The 15,475-nt window shown below is 64.8% G+C and carries 16 protein-coding genes; 13 read left to right on the top strand and 3 right to left on the bottom strand.

Features of this window, described 5'->3' with window-relative positions; translation table 11 throughout:
- From B2S33_RS20140 to B2S33_RS20120, 5 genes are all read left to right on the top strand, one after another.
- Nucleotides 1-341, top strand: a 341-nt coding sequence (locus B2S33_RS20140; RefSeq protein WP_288650969.1) for a DUF2076 family protein, incomplete at its 5' end; no start/stop codon positions are given.
- A gap of 70 nt (nucleotides 342-411) precedes the next feature.
- Nucleotides 412-891: an NYN domain-containing protein gene (locus tag B2S33_RS20135; RefSeq protein WP_023534583.1), complete on the top strand. Its 480-nt coding sequence runs from the start codon at nucleotides 412-414 to the stop codon at nucleotides 889-891.
- Nucleotides 892-898: 7 nt separating this feature from the next.
- Nucleotides 899-1,504, top strand: a complete 606-nt coding sequence (locus B2S33_RS20130) for a 3'-5' exonuclease (protein WP_027915222.1) — start codon at nucleotides 899-901, stop codon at nucleotides 1,502-1,504.
- Between the two features lie 130 nt (nucleotides 1,505-1,634).
- Nucleotides 1,635-2,528: a drug/metabolite exporter YedA gene (gene yedA, locus B2S33_RS20125; RefSeq protein ID WP_027915221.1), complete on the top strand. Its 894-nt coding sequence runs from the start codon at nucleotides 1,635-1,637 to the stop codon at nucleotides 2,526-2,528.
- Nucleotides 2,529-2,609: 81 nt separating this feature from the next.
- On the top strand, nucleotides 2,610-3,941 hold the full coding sequence (locus tag B2S33_RS20120) for a DEAD/DEAH box helicase (RefSeq protein ID WP_028687139.1): 1,332 nt from the start codon (nucleotides 2,610-2,612) through the stop codon (nucleotides 3,939-3,941).
- A gap of 120 nt (nucleotides 3,942-4,061) precedes the next feature.
- Here B2S33_RS20120 and B2S33_RS20115 read toward each other — a convergent pair whose 3' ends face one another.
- The 3 genes from B2S33_RS20115 to B2S33_RS20105 all read right to left on the bottom strand — a co-directional run bounded on the left by B2S33_RS20115 (nucleotide 4,062) and on the right by B2S33_RS20105 (nucleotide 7,175).
- Nucleotides 4,062-5,315 carry a TIGR03862 family flavoprotein gene (locus B2S33_RS20115; protein WP_288650967.1) on the bottom strand — a complete coding sequence of 418 codons (1,254 nt, stop codon included), beginning with the start codon at nucleotides 5,313-5,315 and terminating at the stop codon, nucleotides 4,062-4,064.
- A 148-nt stretch (nucleotides 5,316-5,463) separates the two neighbouring features.
- On the bottom strand, nucleotides 5,464-6,378 hold the full coding sequence (locus tag B2S33_RS20110; protein WP_027915218.1) for a histone deacetylase family protein: 915 nt from the start codon (nucleotides 6,376-6,378) through the stop codon (nucleotides 5,464-5,466).
- Between the two features lie 110 nt (nucleotides 6,379-6,488).
- On the bottom strand, nucleotides 6,489-7,175 hold the full coding sequence (locus tag B2S33_RS20105) for an Ais protein (protein WP_027915217.1): 687 nt from the start codon (nucleotides 7,173-7,175) through the stop codon (nucleotides 6,489-6,491).
- A 181-nt stretch (nucleotides 7,176-7,356) separates the two neighbouring features.
- On the opposite strand from B2S33_RS20105, the gene B2S33_RS20100 reads away from it, so the two are divergent.
- The 8 genes from B2S33_RS20100 to gabP all read left to right on the top strand — a co-directional run bounded on the left by B2S33_RS20100 (nucleotide 7,357) and on the right by gabP (nucleotide 15,386).
- Complete coding sequence (locus B2S33_RS20100; protein WP_027915216.1) at nucleotides 7,357-7,929, top strand: GNAT family N-acetyltransferase; 573 nt, start codon at nucleotides 7,357-7,359, stop codon at nucleotides 7,927-7,929.
- A 141-nt stretch (nucleotides 7,930-8,070) separates the two neighbouring features.
- Nucleotides 8,071-8,940 (top strand): acyl-CoA thioesterase II, encoded by an 870-nt coding sequence (gene tesB / locus B2S33_RS20095; protein ID WP_023534523.1) that lies wholly within the window; start codon nucleotides 8,071-8,073, stop codon nucleotides 8,938-8,940.
- Nucleotides 8,937-9,527 (top strand): HAD family hydrolase, encoded by a 591-nt coding sequence (locus B2S33_RS20090; RefSeq protein ID WP_104925753.1) that lies wholly within the window; start codon nucleotides 8,937-8,939, stop codon nucleotides 9,525-9,527. Before tesB ends, B2S33_RS20090 begins: the two co-directional genes overlap by 4 nt.
- Nucleotides 9,528-9,575: 48 nt before the next feature.
- Nucleotides 9,576-10,586, top strand: a complete 1,011-nt coding sequence (locus tag B2S33_RS20085; RefSeq protein ID WP_088523411.1) for a zinc-dependent alcohol dehydrogenase family protein — start codon at nucleotides 9,576-9,578, stop codon at nucleotides 10,584-10,586.
- A 128-nt stretch (nucleotides 10,587-10,714) separates the two neighbouring features.
- Complete coding sequence (locus B2S33_RS20080; RefSeq protein ID WP_027915213.1) at nucleotides 10,715-11,830, top strand: ABC transporter substrate-binding protein; 1,116 nt, start codon at nucleotides 10,715-10,717, stop codon at nucleotides 11,828-11,830.
- The gene (locus B2S33_RS20075; RefSeq protein WP_023534537.1) at nucleotides 11,827-12,888 is read left to right on the top strand and encodes a FecCD family ABC transporter permease; all 1,062 of its coding nucleotides are present in this window, start codon (nucleotides 11,827-11,829) and stop codon (nucleotides 12,886-12,888) included. The genes B2S33_RS20080 and B2S33_RS20075 overlap by 4 nt, the downstream gene beginning before the upstream one ends.
- Nucleotides 12,885-13,646: an ABC transporter ATP-binding protein gene (locus B2S33_RS20070; RefSeq protein ID WP_110607064.1), complete on the top strand. Its 762-nt coding sequence runs from the start codon at nucleotides 12,885-12,887 to the stop codon at nucleotides 13,644-13,646. Before B2S33_RS20075 ends, B2S33_RS20070 begins: the two co-directional genes overlap by 4 nt.
- Before the next feature lie 348 nt (nucleotides 13,647-13,994).
- Nucleotides 13,995-15,386 (top strand): GABA permease, encoded by a 1,392-nt coding sequence (gene gabP / locus B2S33_RS20065; RefSeq protein ID WP_027915210.1) that lies wholly within the window; start codon nucleotides 13,995-13,997, stop codon nucleotides 15,384-15,386.
- Nucleotides 15,387-15,475 lie beyond the last annotated feature (89 nt).

Genomic DNA, 15,475 nt, shown 5'->3' with positions numbered 1-15,475 from the left:
CGCCGGCCCAGCAGCCGGGCTTTGGCGCAGCGCCCGCGCGTGGCGGTGCCAGCAGCTTCCTGGGCGGCGCCATGCAGACTGCGGCCGGTGTAGCCGGGGGTGTCTTGCTGGCCCAGGGCATCAGCAGCCTGTTCAACCACAACGCCCAGCCCGAAGAGGTGGTCGAGGTGATCAAGGAGGAGCCTGCGCAGGCCAGTGACAGTGGCGGCTGGACCGACCAGAACGAGCAGCAGCACGTGGCCGACAACAGCGGCTGGGGCAGCGACCAGGGCGGTTACAGTGACGCCGATTACGGCGGTGATGACGGTGGATTATTCTCCGACGACGATTCCTACGTCTGACGGCTCTGGCATACTGCTGGCCTTCGCGGGGCGCTGAACCCGCCCCGATTCGGCCAGACGAGGTGCCAAGGTGAAAAAGATCGCGTTGTTCGCCGACGTGCAGAACCTCTATTACACCGTGCGCCAGGCCCACGGTTGCCATTTCAACTACACCGCCTTGTGGAACCAGGTCAGCCGAGAAGGCCAGATCGTCGAGGCGGTGGCCTATGCCATCGATCGGGGCGACAGCAAGCAGCAGCAGTTTCAGCAGATACTGCGCAACCTGGGTTTCGATGTGCGCCTCAAGCCCTTCATCCAGCGCAGCGATGGCTCGGCCAAGGGCGACTGGGATGTCGGCATCACCCTGGATGTGATCGATGCGGCCAGCCGCGTGGACCAGGTGGTACTGGCCTCGGGTGACGGGGATTTCGACCTGCTGCTCGACCGCGTGATCCAGCGCCACGGCACCGAAGCGGTGGTCTATGGCGTGCCGGGGCTGACGGCGATGTCGCTGATCCGCGCCGCCACCCGCTATGTGCCCATCGAGGGCCCGTTGTTGCTCAAACACTAAGGTTTTTATGGAACGTATCGCTGTCATCGACTTTGAAACCACCGGCATTTCCCCAGGCACCGGTTGCCGCGCCACTGAGGTGGCCGTGGTGATGCTCGAGCGCGGGCAAATCGTCGAGCGCTATCAGAGCCTGATGAACGCGGGGGTGTCGGTGCCTGCTTTCGTGTCGGGCTTGACCGGCATCACCACCGCCATGGTGCGCAAGGCACCCCCGGTGGAGCAGGTGATGAACGAGGTGGCCGAGTTCGTGGGGGCCACGCCGCTGCTGGCCCACAACGCCGCCTTCGACCAGAAGTTCTGGGACTTCGAACTGAGCCGCATCGGCCGCAGCCGCAGCCAGCCCTTCGCCTGCTCGCTGTTGCTGTCCCGGCGCCTGCTGCCGGCCGCCCCCAACCACAAGCTGGGCACACTGAACCACTGGGCCGGGCTGCCCAACACCGGCACGGCCCACCGGGCCATGGCCGACGCGGAAATGGCCGCTAACCTGGTCCAGCACCTGGCCGGCGTGCTGCGCCAGGACCACGGGGTGCAGCAGCCTTCCCACGACTTGTTCTGCCGTTTGCAGAAAACCCCCGCCGCCAAGGTGCGCGACGCGCTGGCAGCCTACCGCTGAAACGGGCAGCGCCTGGCGTCGCACGCCCGCGGCTGCAAGTGTGCTGCTTATCCAACGCCTCACTGTAGGGTTGCCGCTGCGCTTCACACCGTTAGACTGCGTCACCCGCAAATGGATTTTCGAGTCGACCATGTCCAGCACCCGCCGCTTCCCGCTGTTGCTCATCGGGGCCTTCGTGGCCCTGTATTTCGTATGGGGTTCAACCTACCTGTTCATTCGCATCGGTGTGGAAAGCTGGCCGCCCATGCTCATGGCTGGGGTGCGCTTTCTGATTGCCGGGGGGCTGTTGTACGGCTTCATGCGCTGGCGAGGGGCGCCATCACCGTCCTGGCCGCAGTGGCGGGCAGCGGGGCTGGTGGGCTTTTTGCTGCTCAGCTGTGGCAACGGGGGCGTGACGATCGCTGAGCATGCCGGCGTGGCGTCCGGCGTGGCAGCGCTGGCGGTGGCGACCGTGCCCTTGTTTACCCTGGTGTTTGGGCTGATGTTCGGTTATCGCAACTCAGGGCTCGAATGGGCGGGCATCGTGCTTGGCCTGACCGGCATCGGTTTGCTCAACCTCGGCTCCAATCTGCAGGCGAGCCCGCTTGGCGCGGCGCTGTTGATCTTCGCCGCCGCCTCGTGGGCATTCGGGTCGGTCTGGAGCAAGCGCCTGCCCATGCCTCCGGGCCCCATGGCCAGCGCTGCACAGATGCTGGTCGGTGGTACGGCGTTGCTATTGGGCAGCCTGCTGTCGGGTGAACGCATGACGCAGATGCCTACCGCTGCCGGCTGGGGCGCGCTGGCCTACCTGGTGTTCTTCGGCTCGATCCTGGCGTTCAGCGCCTACATGTACCTGCTCAAGCACGTTCGCCCGGCGGCGGCCACCAGCTATGCCTACGTCAACCCGGCCGTGGCGGTGCTCTTGGGCATCGTGTTTGCCGGCGAGCAGATCGGTGCCGAAGAGTGCGTTGCCATGGCCGTGATCATTGGCGCGGTGGTCCTGATCGGCCTGCCGCAGTGGCGCAAGGCGCGACCCATCGCCTAGCCGCTCGACCGGGAAACCTGCAAGTGCACAGGGGGGATGCGGTAGACTTGCCGGCTTCGCTGAACCCCTGATGGTATTGCCATGAATTTCGCCAAACTCGGCCTGATCGAACCCTTGCTGCGCACCCTTGAGCAGCGCGATTACACCACCCCGACCCCGGTACAGGCCCAGGCCATCCCCGCCGTGCTGGCCGGCCGCGACCTGATGGCCGCCGCCCAGACCGGCACCGGCAAGACCGCAGGTTTTGCCCTACCCGTGTTGCAACGCCTGGCGCTTGAAGGCGAGAAGGTGGCGGCCAACTCGATTCGTGCCTTGGTCCTGGTGCCCACCCGTGAACTGGCCGAGCAGGTGCATACCAACGTGCGCGAGTACGCCGAGCACCTGCCGCTGAGCACCTATGCGGTGTATGGCGGGGTCAGCATCAACCCGCAGATGATGCGCCTGCGCCGTGGTGTGGACCTGCTGGTGGCGACCCCGGGCCGGCTGCTGGACCTGTATCGCCAGAACGCGATCAAGTTCAACCAGGTGCAGATTCTGGTGCTCGACGAAGCCGATCGCATGCTCGACCTGGGGTTCGCCGAGGAGCTGCAATCGGTCTATGCCGCGCTGCCCCGCAAGCGCCAGACGCTGCTGTTCTCGGCGACCTTTTCGGACCAGATCCGCCTGCTTGCAGGGCTCGCGCTCAACGACCCGCTCAGCATCGAAGTCAGCCCGCGCAATGCCACGGCGGCGAGCGTCAAGCAATGGCTGGTGACGGTGGACAAGAAGCGCAAGGTCGACCTGTTCTGCCACCTGTTGCGCAAGCAGCGCTGGAAGCAGGTGCTGGTCTTCGCCAAGACCCGCAACGGCGTCGATCAGCTGGTCGAGCGCCTGCTGGCCGAAGGGGTCAAGGCCGACGGTATCCATGGCGACCGCCCCCAGGCGACACGGCAACGGGCGCTGGACAGCTTCAAGGCACGCGAGGTGCAGGTGCTGGTGGCCACCGACGTGGCTGCGCGCGGGCTGGACATCGACGACCTGCCGCTGGTAGTCAACCTGGACCTGCCCATCGTGGCCGAAGACTATGTGCACCGTATCGGCCGCACTGGCCGTGCGGGCAACACGGGTGAGGCGATTTCGCTGGTGTGCGCGGATGAGGTGCAGTTGCTGGCGGCCATCGAAGTGCTGACCCGGCAGACACTGACGCGTCATGAAGAGCCTGACTTCATTCCTGATCACCGGGTACCCCTGACCGATGCCAGTGGTCAGGTGATGAAAAAGCCCAAGAAACCGAAGAAGCCCAAGGAGAACAGTGCCAAGCGTGGGCTGGGTCGCTGGATGGACAGTGATGAGGCCGGCACCGCGCCACCTGCGGTGAAGGCCGTGCGCAAGGTGCCTAGCTTCAATGGGGGGCCGCGCAAGCGCAAGCCCTGACGGTTAGAGCGTTGGCGTGAGGCAGTGGCTTTTGATCTCAACGGGGCAGGTACGAGCTTTAGCAGCGCGTTGGGTATAGCCCCGATTGCTAAAGCGAGGACAGGCCTGTGAAACCTGCGATCAGCCCGTCGTATCCCCCTGCCGCCCCACCCACGCCGCCGCTGCCCGACCGGCCCGCAGCCCGCTGGCGAAGCAGGCAGTCAGCAGATACCCGCCTGTTGGCGCTTCCCAGTCCAGCATCTCGCCCGCACAGAACACCCCTGGCATGTGCTTTATCATCAGCCCCTCATCCAGGCTTTCGAAACGCACCCCGCCGGCACTACTGATCGCTTCGTCCAAGGGACGAGTGCGCACCAGCGTGATCGGCAGGGCCTTGATCGCCTGGGCAAGGGCTGGCGGGTCGGCGAATGTGGCCGGGTCGGTCAGCTCGCGCAGCAGCGCCGCCTTGACCCCGTCCAGGCCCACTTGCCCTTGCAAGTGCTTGGCCATGGACCGCGAGCCCCTCGGGCGTGCCAGGGCCTGGGCAATCTTGTCCACAGGCTTGTCCGGCAGCAGGTCCAATATCAGCACACCGCTGCCACATTGCTCGATGGCCGCACGCACCTGCGCCGACCAGGCGTAGACCAGGCTGCCTTCCACACCCTGGGCGGTCAGGATGAACTCGCCTTTGCGCGGCGCACGGCCTGGCACGCTCAGGGCAATGTTCTTGACCGGCGCCCCTGCGAACTTGTCGGTGAGCACCGCACTCCAGCCCGCGACCTCGAACCCGCAATTGCTCGGTCGCAGGGGTGAGATATCCACAGCGCGGTCAGCCAGGGTTGCCTGCCAGCGCCCATCCGATCCCAGCCGCGCCCAACTGCCGCCACCCAGTGCCAGTACGACCACGGCGGGCCGGACCAGCCGCTCGCCCTGTGGATAAGCAATGCGCAGCGCGCCGTCTTCGCTCCAACCCAGCCAGCGATGACGGTTGTGGATAACCACGCCGGTTTCACGCAGGCGCTTGAGCCACGCGCGTAAGAGCGGGGCAGCCTTCATGTCGGTTGGAAACACGCGGCCCGAGCTGCCCACGAACGTGGCGATACCCAGCCCGTGAATCCACTGGCGCAAGGCGTTGGCGTCAAAGTCGCGCAACAGCCCGTCAACCTCGCTTCGGCGCTCGGCATACCGAGCCGCAAAAGCAGGGTAGGGCTCAGAATGGGTGATGTTCATGCCGCCCACGCCTGCCAGCAGAAACTTGCGACCCACCGAAGGCATGGCGTCGAACACTTCCACCGAAAGCCCGGCCTGTGCCAGGGCTTCAGCCGCCATCAGGCCGGCGGGGCCGCCCCCAATGACAGCGGCGACAGGAGGGGCGGGGTGACTTACTTCGGACATGATGGGCTGCAGGCTGTGGAAAAGATGCGCATTCTAGCGCAGCACAGCCCTCACAAGCACTGATCAAAAAATGATCAATGTCGCGCAAGCAGCGCTATCAAAGGGCTACAGCCTGTTTCGCTCAGGTTATCCACAAGCGGTTCCACAGTCATTGTGCACAACGCAAGACGTTGGCCGCCGTGTGATGAAGCACGCCGTGGCGCTTGGCCAGCGCTCTGCGATCCTTGCTGTAACCGCCCCCGATCACGCCCATGACCGGAATGTCGCGGCCCAGGCACTGGCCGAGCACGCGCGCGTCACGTGCGGCCAGCCCTGCATCGGTGATTTGCAGGTAACCCAGGGCATCGTCCTTGTGAACATCGACACCGGCGTCGTACAGCACCAGGTCAGGCTGATAGAGCGGCAGCAGGTAATTGAGCGCCTCATCCACCACGTGCAGGTAAGCGTCGTCCCCCATGCCACGTGGCAGGGGGATGTCCCAGTCGCTTTGCGCCTTGCGGGCCGGGAAGTTCTGCTCGCAATGCAGGGAGACGGTAATGGCGTCGGGCGTGTCTTCAAGAATGCGCGCGGTACCGTCCCCTTGATGAACATCGCAATCGAAGATCAGCACCCGGTGCACGCGACCGGCTTCGAGCAGGTAACGGCTGATCACGGCCAGGTCATTGAAGATGCAAAAGCCGGCTGGGTGGTCGTAGTGGGCATGGTGGGTACCGCCCGCCAGGTGACAGGCCACCCCGTGTTGCAGGGCCATCTCGGCCGTCAACAGCGAACCCCCGACCGCACGCACGGTGCGCCGCGCCAGCGCTTCGCTCCACGGTAGGCCCAGGCGCCGCTGGTCCTCGCGGGATAGCTCGCCGTGCATGTAGCGCTCTATGTAACGGCGGTCGTGGGCCAGCGCAAGAATGTCATTGGGGCAGATCTCGGGCCGCAGCAACGCCTGGTCGGTGGTCAACCCACTGTCGATCAGGTGATCGTGCAGCAGACGAAACTTGTCCATCGGAAAACGATGGTCCGGCGGAAACTCTGGGCTGTAGTCTTCGTGGTAGATCAGCGGCAGCGACATGGGTTATCCACAACAAGAAACAGACTTGATCTTGCCATGACAGCCAACGGCTGTGGAAAACTTTGCTAGCCCAGCGTGCAAGCCGGTGCCCACCTATGCAACGGGCACTTTCAACGTGCGGCGCTGGCCAGCACGCGCTGCCATTCGGGCGCGTTCAACCGCCCCAGGATGCGTGCCTTGCCACTGTCGTCCACGGAAACGAACAGGGCACTGGCATAACCGCTGTCCCGTTCGCCGCCGGTAACGTTCTGCTGGCGAGCGAACTGATCGACGCAGCCGTTGTGGGTTACCAGCACCAGGTTGTGTTCAGGGCGTTTGGCTGCCAGCGCCTGAGCCGGGAAGCCGCCGTCGCACTGGCCGATCCATTCCCGCGTGGCCACCGGCTGCCCCAGAATGAAATGCGCCGTCTGCTGGGTGCGCACCTTCGGGCTGCTCAACAGGTCGGCATCGGCCAGCCCCAGGTGCTTGAGGCCTTCGCCCACGCGCCCGGCAGCCTGGCTGCCGGCGACCGTGATGCCAGCCGGGTCGCCCAGGCAGGGGCCCGGTGCGCTGTCACAGCGCTCGGCATGGCGGATCATGACGATTACCGCACCGTTGGCCCAGGCCTGGAGCAGGCCGCTTTTGCTGAGTTGTTGTTCGCTACCAAGGTCCACGATGGAGGTTCTCGTCATAAACCAGGAGGTCGATGCCGCCACGGCCAGGCACAGGCTCAAAGCGACGGTCACGGTGCTGCGGGGCAGCCATCGCTTGCGCGGTGAATGCATTGCGTAGGGCGGCAGAGTGTTGCTCGACAGCATGGGTGGCTCCGACAGGGAAACCGCGCGCTGGGCGCGACAGGGATGGCGGCATTTTGCTAACCCGCGTGTTGCCAGCCGGTGAAGCGCATGTGAAAAATGCATTCGGCTACTCATTACCCGGTGCGCGATCGTGCCTGCGCCTACGCTGTACAGTGCAGCACGCCAAAACGGAGCGAACCCCATGACCCCCATTCTGGAACTGGAAAGCGCGCGGCTGATTCTGCGCCAATGGCAGGACGAGGATCTGCGCGAGTTCGCTGCCCTGTGCGCCGACCCCCAGGTCATGCGCTACTTCCCCGCGCCGCTCACACGCCTTGAAGCGGCTGCCTTGATCGGCCGCATCCGCGGGCATTTTCATGAGTACGGGTTTGGCCTGTGGGCGCTTGAGCGCAAGGACAGTGGGGCTTTCATCGGCATGACGGGCCTGCTCAATGTCAACTTCGACGCGCCCTTCGCCCCGGCAGTCGAGATCGGCTGGCGCCTGGCACGTCGGCACTGGGGCCTGGGGTTTGCCAGTGAGGCGGCCTGGACGTGCTTGCGCTGTGCGTTTGCCCAGTTGCAGGTCGAGCAGGTGGTGTCCTTTACCAGCACCCTCAACCTGCCCTCGCAGAAGGTGATGCAAGCCATTGGCATGGAGCAGGACCTGGCAGGCAGTTTCGACCACCCGCGTGTCGCCCTCGGCCATCCACTGCGCCCGCATGTGCTGTATCGGATCGATCGCGCGCGGTGGGAGCAGACCTTGCGGGCCGAGTGAACCGCCAGGGGGGCTGGCGATGTCAAACCCTGTATTATTTGCGCTATTGGACGGTGCGGCTCATGCGTGGGCCGCGTCGGTTGAATCGAGCGCCGGCCCACGGCGCCTTGTGAGCACGTCTTGCGTCTACGGAGAACCCTGATGAGTCATGTGTTGGACGACCTGGTCGACCTGTTGAGCCTCGAAGCCATTGAAGAAAACCTGTTCCGCGGCCGCAGCCAGGACCTGGGTTTTCGCCAGCTGTACGGCGGCCAGGTGCTGGGCCAGTCCTTGTCGGCCGCCAGCCAGACGGTAGAGGATGCCCGCCACGTGCACTCGCTGCACGGCTACTTCCTGCGCCCGGGCGATGCCAGCCTGCCGGTGGTGTACTCGGTGGACCGCGTGCGTGATGGCGGCAGTTTCAGTACCCGACGCGTCACGGCGATTCAGAAGGGCAAGACGATCTTCACCTGCAGCGCCTCGTTCCAGTACGACGAGGACGGGTTCACCCACCAGGCACAGATGCCCGATGTGGTCGGCCCTGAAAACCTGCCCACCGAAGTGGAACTGGCCAGCGCCATGGCCGATCAGCTTCCTGAGCGCATCCGCGACAAGGTGCTGTGCGCCAAGCCCATCGAGATTCGCCCAGTAACCGAGCGTGACCCGTTCAACCCCAAGCCCGGCGACCCGGTGAAATACGCCTGGTTCCGCGCCGACGGCAATCTGCCGGCTATCCCTGCGCTGCACAAGTACATCCTGGCCTACGCCTCTGATTTCGGACTGCTGACCACATCGATGCTGCCCCATGGCAAGTCGGTCTGGCAGCGGGACATGCAGATCGCCAGCCTGGACCACTCTTTGTGGTTCCACGGCAACCTGCGGGCTGATGAATGGCTGCTGTACGCCACCGACAGCCCCTGGGCTGGCAATGCCCGTGGCTTCTGCCGCGGCAGCATCTTCAACCAGGCCGGCCAACTGGTCGCCTCGTCCAGCCAGGAAGGCCTGATCCGTCATCGCAAGGACTGGGCATGAACCTGGGCCAGGTGCGCCATTGGGTGTTCGACATGGACGGCACCCTGACCGTGGCCGCGCATGATTTTGCCGCTATCCGCGTGAAGTTGGGCATTCCTCCCAAGGACGACATTCTGGCGCACCTGGCGGCTCTGCCCGCAGACGAAGCCGCCGCCAAGCATGCCTGGCTGCTGGAGCACGAGCGTCATCTGGCGCTGGCCTCCAAAGCTGCCCAGGGGGCGGTGGAGCTGGTCCGTGAGCTGGCCAGCCGTGGTTGCCAACTGGGCATCCTCACCCGCAATGCCCGCGAACTGGCACACATCACGCTCCAAGCCATTGGCCTTGCCGACTGTTTTCCGGTGGCGCACATTCTTGGGCGTGACGAAGCGCAGCCCAAGCCCAGCCCCGATGGGCTGCTCAAGATTGCCGGCGCCTGGGGCGTCGCGCCGCAGGCGATGGTGATGGTGGGCGACCACCGCTTCGACCTCGACTGCGGGCGAGCCGCCGGCGCGGGCACGGTGCTTGTGAACCAGCCGCACGACGCCTGGCCGGGCCTTGCCGACCGACATGCGCCCGACTGTCATGCCTTGAAGCGTATGCTGGGCTGACCCCACGCTCGCCGGGCACTTTCCTTTTTACAGATGGAGCACTCGACCATGAGCAGCAAGGCGATCTACGTTCAACCCGGCGGCGGCTACGACAAGGTCGAGGTCGGCACCTGCGAGGCCACTGCCCCAGGCGTGGGTGAAATCACCGTACGCTTGCATGCCAGCTCCCTCAATTACCACGACTTCGCCGTGGTCAGCGGCATGTGGGGCCCAGCCGAACGGCGCATCCCGATGGCCGACGGTGCCGGCGAGGTGATCGCCGTGGGCAGCGGCGTCAGCGACTTTCAGGTCGGTGACAGCGTGGTCAGCACCTTCTTCCCTGACTGGCTGGATGGTGAGGCCAATGTCGAGGGCTTTGCCCGGGTGCCGGGCGATGGCCTGGACGGTTATGCCCGTGGCCATGTGACCGCGTTGGCCACAGCCTTCACCCGCGCGCCCAAGGGCTTCAGCCACGCCGAGGCGGCGACCTTGACCACCGCCGGGCTTACCGCCTGGCGCGCGCTGATGAGCGACGATCACCTCAAGCCCGGTGACACGGTGCTGGTACAGGGCACCGGCGGGGTGTCGATCTTTGCCCTGCAGTTCGCCAAGCTGGCCGGTGCGTCGGTGATCGCCACCTCTTCCAGCGATGCCAAGCTCGAGCGGCTCAAGGCCTTGGGCGCCGACCACGTGATCAACTACACGCGCACGCCGGCCTGGGGCGAAAAGGTGCGTGAGCTGACCGACAACCGTGGGGTGGACCATGTGATCGAAGTCGGCGGGCCCGCCACCCTGGAGCAATCGATGATCGCCGCACGCATCGGGGGCCATGTCTCGCTGATCGGCATTTTGACCGGTGTGGCGGGGCAGCTGCCGCTGGTGCAGGCCCTGGTGCGGCAGATCCGCCTGCAGGGTGTGCTGGTAGGCAGCCGTGCCCAGCAGCAGGCCATGGTCCGGGCCATCGAGGCCAACGGCCTGCGCCCGGTGGTGGACAAGCACTTCGAGCTCGAACACATCGTCGATGCGTTTCGCTATCAGGAAAGCAACCGCCATTTCGGCAAGATCTGCCTGACCTGGTAACGCCTTGGGGTAACGGGATGTAATGGCTGGCGACCAGACCAATACATTCGCGCACATCGGGAGCACAGGCGGCTGGCTAGAATGCCCGGCTCCGTTGCGACTGATTCTCTCTTCAAGAGGACGCCCCGATGTGCCTGTTCCCCCGTTTGCGGCAGCGCCTGCTGCCTGCCTTGCTGCTGCTGGCGTCCTGCCTCGGCTTTGCCCACACCGCCCAAGCCCTGCAAGTTACCGATGTGCTGGGGCGTACCGTCGAGCTTGACCACGCCCCGCAACGTATCGTGCTGGGCGAGGGGCGTTTGTTCTTCGCCCTGGCGCTGCTCGACCGTGATAACCCCTTCCAGCGCGTGGTGGGCTGGCAGAACGACATGCGCTTGCTGGACCCGCATACCTATGAGGTCTACGCCCGGCAGTACCCGCAGATCGCCAAGCTGCCCTTGATAGGGCAGGCCTCCGAGCAGAGCGTGAGCGCCGAGCAGATCCTGTCGCTCAAGCCTGACCTGGCCATTTTCAGCATCGCCGGCGAAGGCCCGACCCAGCACAGCCCGGTGGCCGATCTGCTGGCCAAGGCCGGCGTGCCGGTGTTGTTCATCGATTTTCGTGTGCACCCCATGCGCAATACCCACGTCAGCATGCAGGCGCTGGGTACGCTGCTAGGCCGTGAACAGCAGGCGCAGCAGTACCTCGACCTGTACGACCGTCACCTGGAGCAGGTGAAAGCGGGCGTGGCTGGCATCAAGGAAAGCGAGCGGCCCAAGGTGTTTCTGGAATTGCTGGCCGGGGTGTGGCAAGCGCCTGGCCATACCACTGGCAAAAGCGGCTTGGGCAGTGTGGTCCAGGCGGTGGGTGGCCATAACATCGGTGCCGACGTGGTGCCCGGTGCGCTGGGCGATGTGAGCGTCGAGTACGTGCTGCAAGCCGACCCCGACGTCTATATCGCCACCGGCAACCGCGCCCCCGGCGTACTGCTGGGGGCCGGGGTTTCCGAAAAAACGGCCCGGGACAGCCTGGCGAAGATCACCGCCCGCCCGGAATTCGCCCCCTTGCGGCCCATCCAGGCCGGCCAGGCCCATGGCTTGTGGCATGACTTCTACAACTCGCCGTTCAACATCCTTGCAATTGAAGCGATGGCGCGCTGGGTGCACCCGGAGCGGTTCAAGGACATCGACCCGCAAGCGACCATGGCCGAGATCAACCGCATGCTCAAGGTAGGGCTGGACGGTCAGTACTGGGTCGACGCCCAGTGACCGCACAGGCGCTGCCAGGCGTGCAACAGGCCGCCTGGCACTACCGCCGGCTGCTGTGGCGGCGTACCGGGCTGGTTGCCGGGCTGGCCGTGCTGTTGCTGGTTTCGGTCTTGAGCGACCTGGCCAGCGGTGCGTCGGGGATGAGCCTGGGGCGACTGGTGCAAGGCCTGTTCGACCCGGCCACGCTCAGCGCCACGGAGCGGGTGATCATCTGGAACGTACGCTTGCCCTACGCGCTGATGGCGGTGCTGGTGGGCACGGCACTGTCGCTCGCAGGGGCCGAGATGCAGGCAATCCTCGACAACCCGCTGGCCAGCCCCTTTACCCTGGGGGTGTCCTCGTCAGCGGCACTGGGGGCTTCGCTTGCCATCGCCTACCCGCTCAGCATCGCCTGGATGACGGCGGGGGTGCAGGTGACGGTGATGGCCTTCGTCTTCGCCTGCCTGTCGGTGGTGTTGTTGCAGGCCATGTCGCGGCTTCGCGGGGCGGGCGTGGAGAGCCTGGTGCTGTTCGGCATCGCCCTGGTGTTCAGCTGCAATGCCCTGGTGTCGCTGTTGCAACTGCTGGCCACCGAAGACGTATTGCAGCAACTGGTGTTCTGGACCATGGGCAGCCTGGCCCGGGCCGATTGGAACAAACTCGGCATTCTGGCGCTGGTCGTGGCGCTGGTGTTGCCGTTTTCGCTGCGGGCGGCACCTGCGATGACGCTGCTGCGCATGGGCGAGGACCGGGCGCGCAGCTTCGGCGTGGACACCCGGCGGCTGCGTTTTGCCTCGCTGCTGCGCATCAGCCTGTTGTCGGCAACCGCCGTGGCATTCGTTGGCACCATCGGCTTCGTCGGCCTGGTCGGGCCGCACATTGCGCGCTTGCTGGTGGGGGAAGACCAGCGTTTCCTGCTGCCGGCCAGCGCGCTGGTGGGCGCGCTGATGCTGTCGTTGTCCTCCATTGCCAGCAAGCTGATCATGCCAGGCGTCATCGTGCCGGTCGGCATCGTCACCGCCCTGGTGGGGGTACCGATTTTCGTGACGCTGGTGTTCCGGCGAGGGAGAAAGCTGTGAGCCTGGTGATCGACAAGGTTTCGGTCGCCTACGGTGCGCGGCAGATTTTGCACGAGGTCAGCCTGCCTGCCCTGCCCGAAGGCAGCCTGGTGGCGCTGGTGGGGCCCAACGGGGCAGGCAAGTCCACGCTGCTCAGGGCCCTGGCAGGGCTTGAACGCATGCGTGGCGGCCTGCGCCTGGATGGCCAGGACGTGAACCGCCTGGCCTTTGCCGAGCGCGCTCGACGGCTAGCCTACATGCCCCAGCAGTTGCCCCCCGGCATTGCCCTTGGCGTGCTGGAAAGCATCATGGCCGCACTTCGCGTAGGCAGCGCGGACGACCTGCTGGGCCAGGCCTTTGCGGCCCTGCGCCAGCTGGGTATCGAGCACCTGGCCCAGCGCTCGCTGGACAGCTTGTCCGGTGGGCAGCGGCAATTGGTGGCGCTGGCCCAGTTGCTGGCGCGCAACCCGCAGGTGCTGCTGCTCGATGAGCCCACCAGCGCGCTGGACCTGCATTATCAATTGCGGGTCATGGACGCCGTGCGTGAGCGCGTGCAGGTGCATCGCCTGTTGGCGGTGGCGGTGCTGCACGACATCAACCTGGCTGCCAGCCATGCCGACTGGCTGGTGGTGCTGCGCGAGGGCAGGGTGGTCGCCAGTGGTACGCCGCAGGATGTGTTGGTGCCCGACTTGCTGGCGCAGGTGTATGGCGTCCAGGCGCGGGTCGAGCGCTGTTCCCTGGGGCGGCTGCAAGTGCTGGTCGACCACGCCTTGGCCTGATGCCCGCGCCACCCGATGCCTGTTGAACGGGCAGCCGGGGCAGCACACTCGAATGAAAAACAGAAGCGCCATTGGCGTTCATGGCGCGTTCGGACATGCCAATCGCGACATTTGTCGCTTGCACAAAAGCGCTGTCGTGATCGAACAGTTCCGGGGCGTTCTCGTGTAATTTCCCTCATCCCTGCGGGGCTTAAATGAAGCCCGACCCCCACCGGCACGTTGCCTTGTGATGCGCTGCAAAGATCAACAACAGAGCGCAAGCAACCTGTCGACCTGAACCCTTCAAGGAGCTATTTTCGCCTACGCCTGCCCGTCCATCCTTGTGTCAGCAAAAAGAGAACAACATCAATGAACACCGTGGGATCTGATGGCAACCTTGCACAAGGTTTCAAGCCACGTCATGTAACGATGCTGTCCATCGCCGGCATCATCGGCGCCGGACTTTTCGTCGGCTCGGGCCACGCCATTGCGGCAGCCGGCCCGGCTACCATAATCTCCTATTTCGTGGCCGGGACCTTGGTCGTCCTGGTCATGCGCATGCTCGGCGAAATGGCCGTCGCGCACCCCGATACCGGTTCATTTTCCACCTACGCCGACCAGGCCATCGGCCGCTGGGCCGGCTACACCATCGGCTGGTTGTACTGGTGGTTCTGGGTGCTGGTCATTCCCATCGAAGCCCTGGCGGCAGGGCACGTGCTCAACGCCTGGTTCCCGCAGATAGACAGCTGGATATTCGCCTTGGCGTCGGTGCTGTTGCTGGCAGGTACCAACCTGTTCAGTGTGGCCAAGTACGGTGAGTTCGAGTTCTGGTTCGCCATTTTGAAAGTGACTGCGATCCTTGCCTTCATCAGCCTCGGCTTCGCGGCGCTGATGGGGTGGCTGCCCAACCGTGAAGTCAGCGGTTTGAGTGGGCTGATTGCCGAGCATGGCGGTTTTGCGCCCAATGGCTGGGCGGCGGTGGTGGGCGCGTTCATCACTGTGATGTTCAGCTTCATCGGCACGGAGGCAGTGACCATCGCCGCTTCGGAGTCGAGCGATCCTTCGCGCAACATCGCCAAGGCTACCCGTTCGGTCATCTGGCGCATCAGTACCTTCTACATCCTCTCCATCTTCGTGATCATTTCCGTCGTGCCGTGGAACGACCCACAGTTGGCTATGGTGGGCTCGTATCAGCGTGCACTGGAAATCATGAACATCCCCAATGCGGCCTTGCTGGTCGACCTGGTGGTGCTGGTAGCGGTCACCAGCTGCATGAACTCCTCGATCTACATCGCCTCGCGCATGATGTATTCGCTGGCCAAGCGTGGCGATGCGCCGGCAATGCTCAAACACACGTCCAAGGTCGGCGTACCCCGTGCTGCGGTGTTCGGCAGCACCCTGATCGGTGCATCCATCGCCGTGCTCAACTACTTCGCACCCAAGGGCGTGTTCGAGTTCCTGCTGGCAAGCTCAGGTGCCATCGCGCTGCTGGTCTACATGGTCATCGCCATCTCCCAACTGCGCATGCGTCGCCGTCTTGAGCGGGAGAATACTGAGCTCAAGTTCCGCATGTGGCTGTTCCCCTGGTTGACCTGGGCGGTGATCATCTTCATTGCCCTGGCCTTGGCGGTGATGATGTACACGCCCGAGCACCGGGCGGAAGTGAGCGCCACGCTGGGGCTTGCGATCCTGATTTCCTTCCTGGGTATCGTGACGACACGCGGTCATGCGCAGCCTGTGGGGGCGCGGTCGTTGGGTTGAGATGAGCTTTGCTGGAGCCTTGAGGCTGCGATGCGGCCTCAGGGTTATCAGCTTCGCAACTCAGGGTGCTGGGGCCGCTTTGCGGCCCA

Origin of the sequence: Pseudomonas sp. UBA5568 (assembly GCF_002425525.1) — a bacterium.
GTDB lineage: Bacteria > Pseudomonadota > Gammaproteobacteria > Pseudomonadales > Pseudomonadaceae > Aquipseudomonas > Aquipseudomonas fulva.
This window is presented reverse-complemented; position numbering and strand designations above follow the sequence as displayed.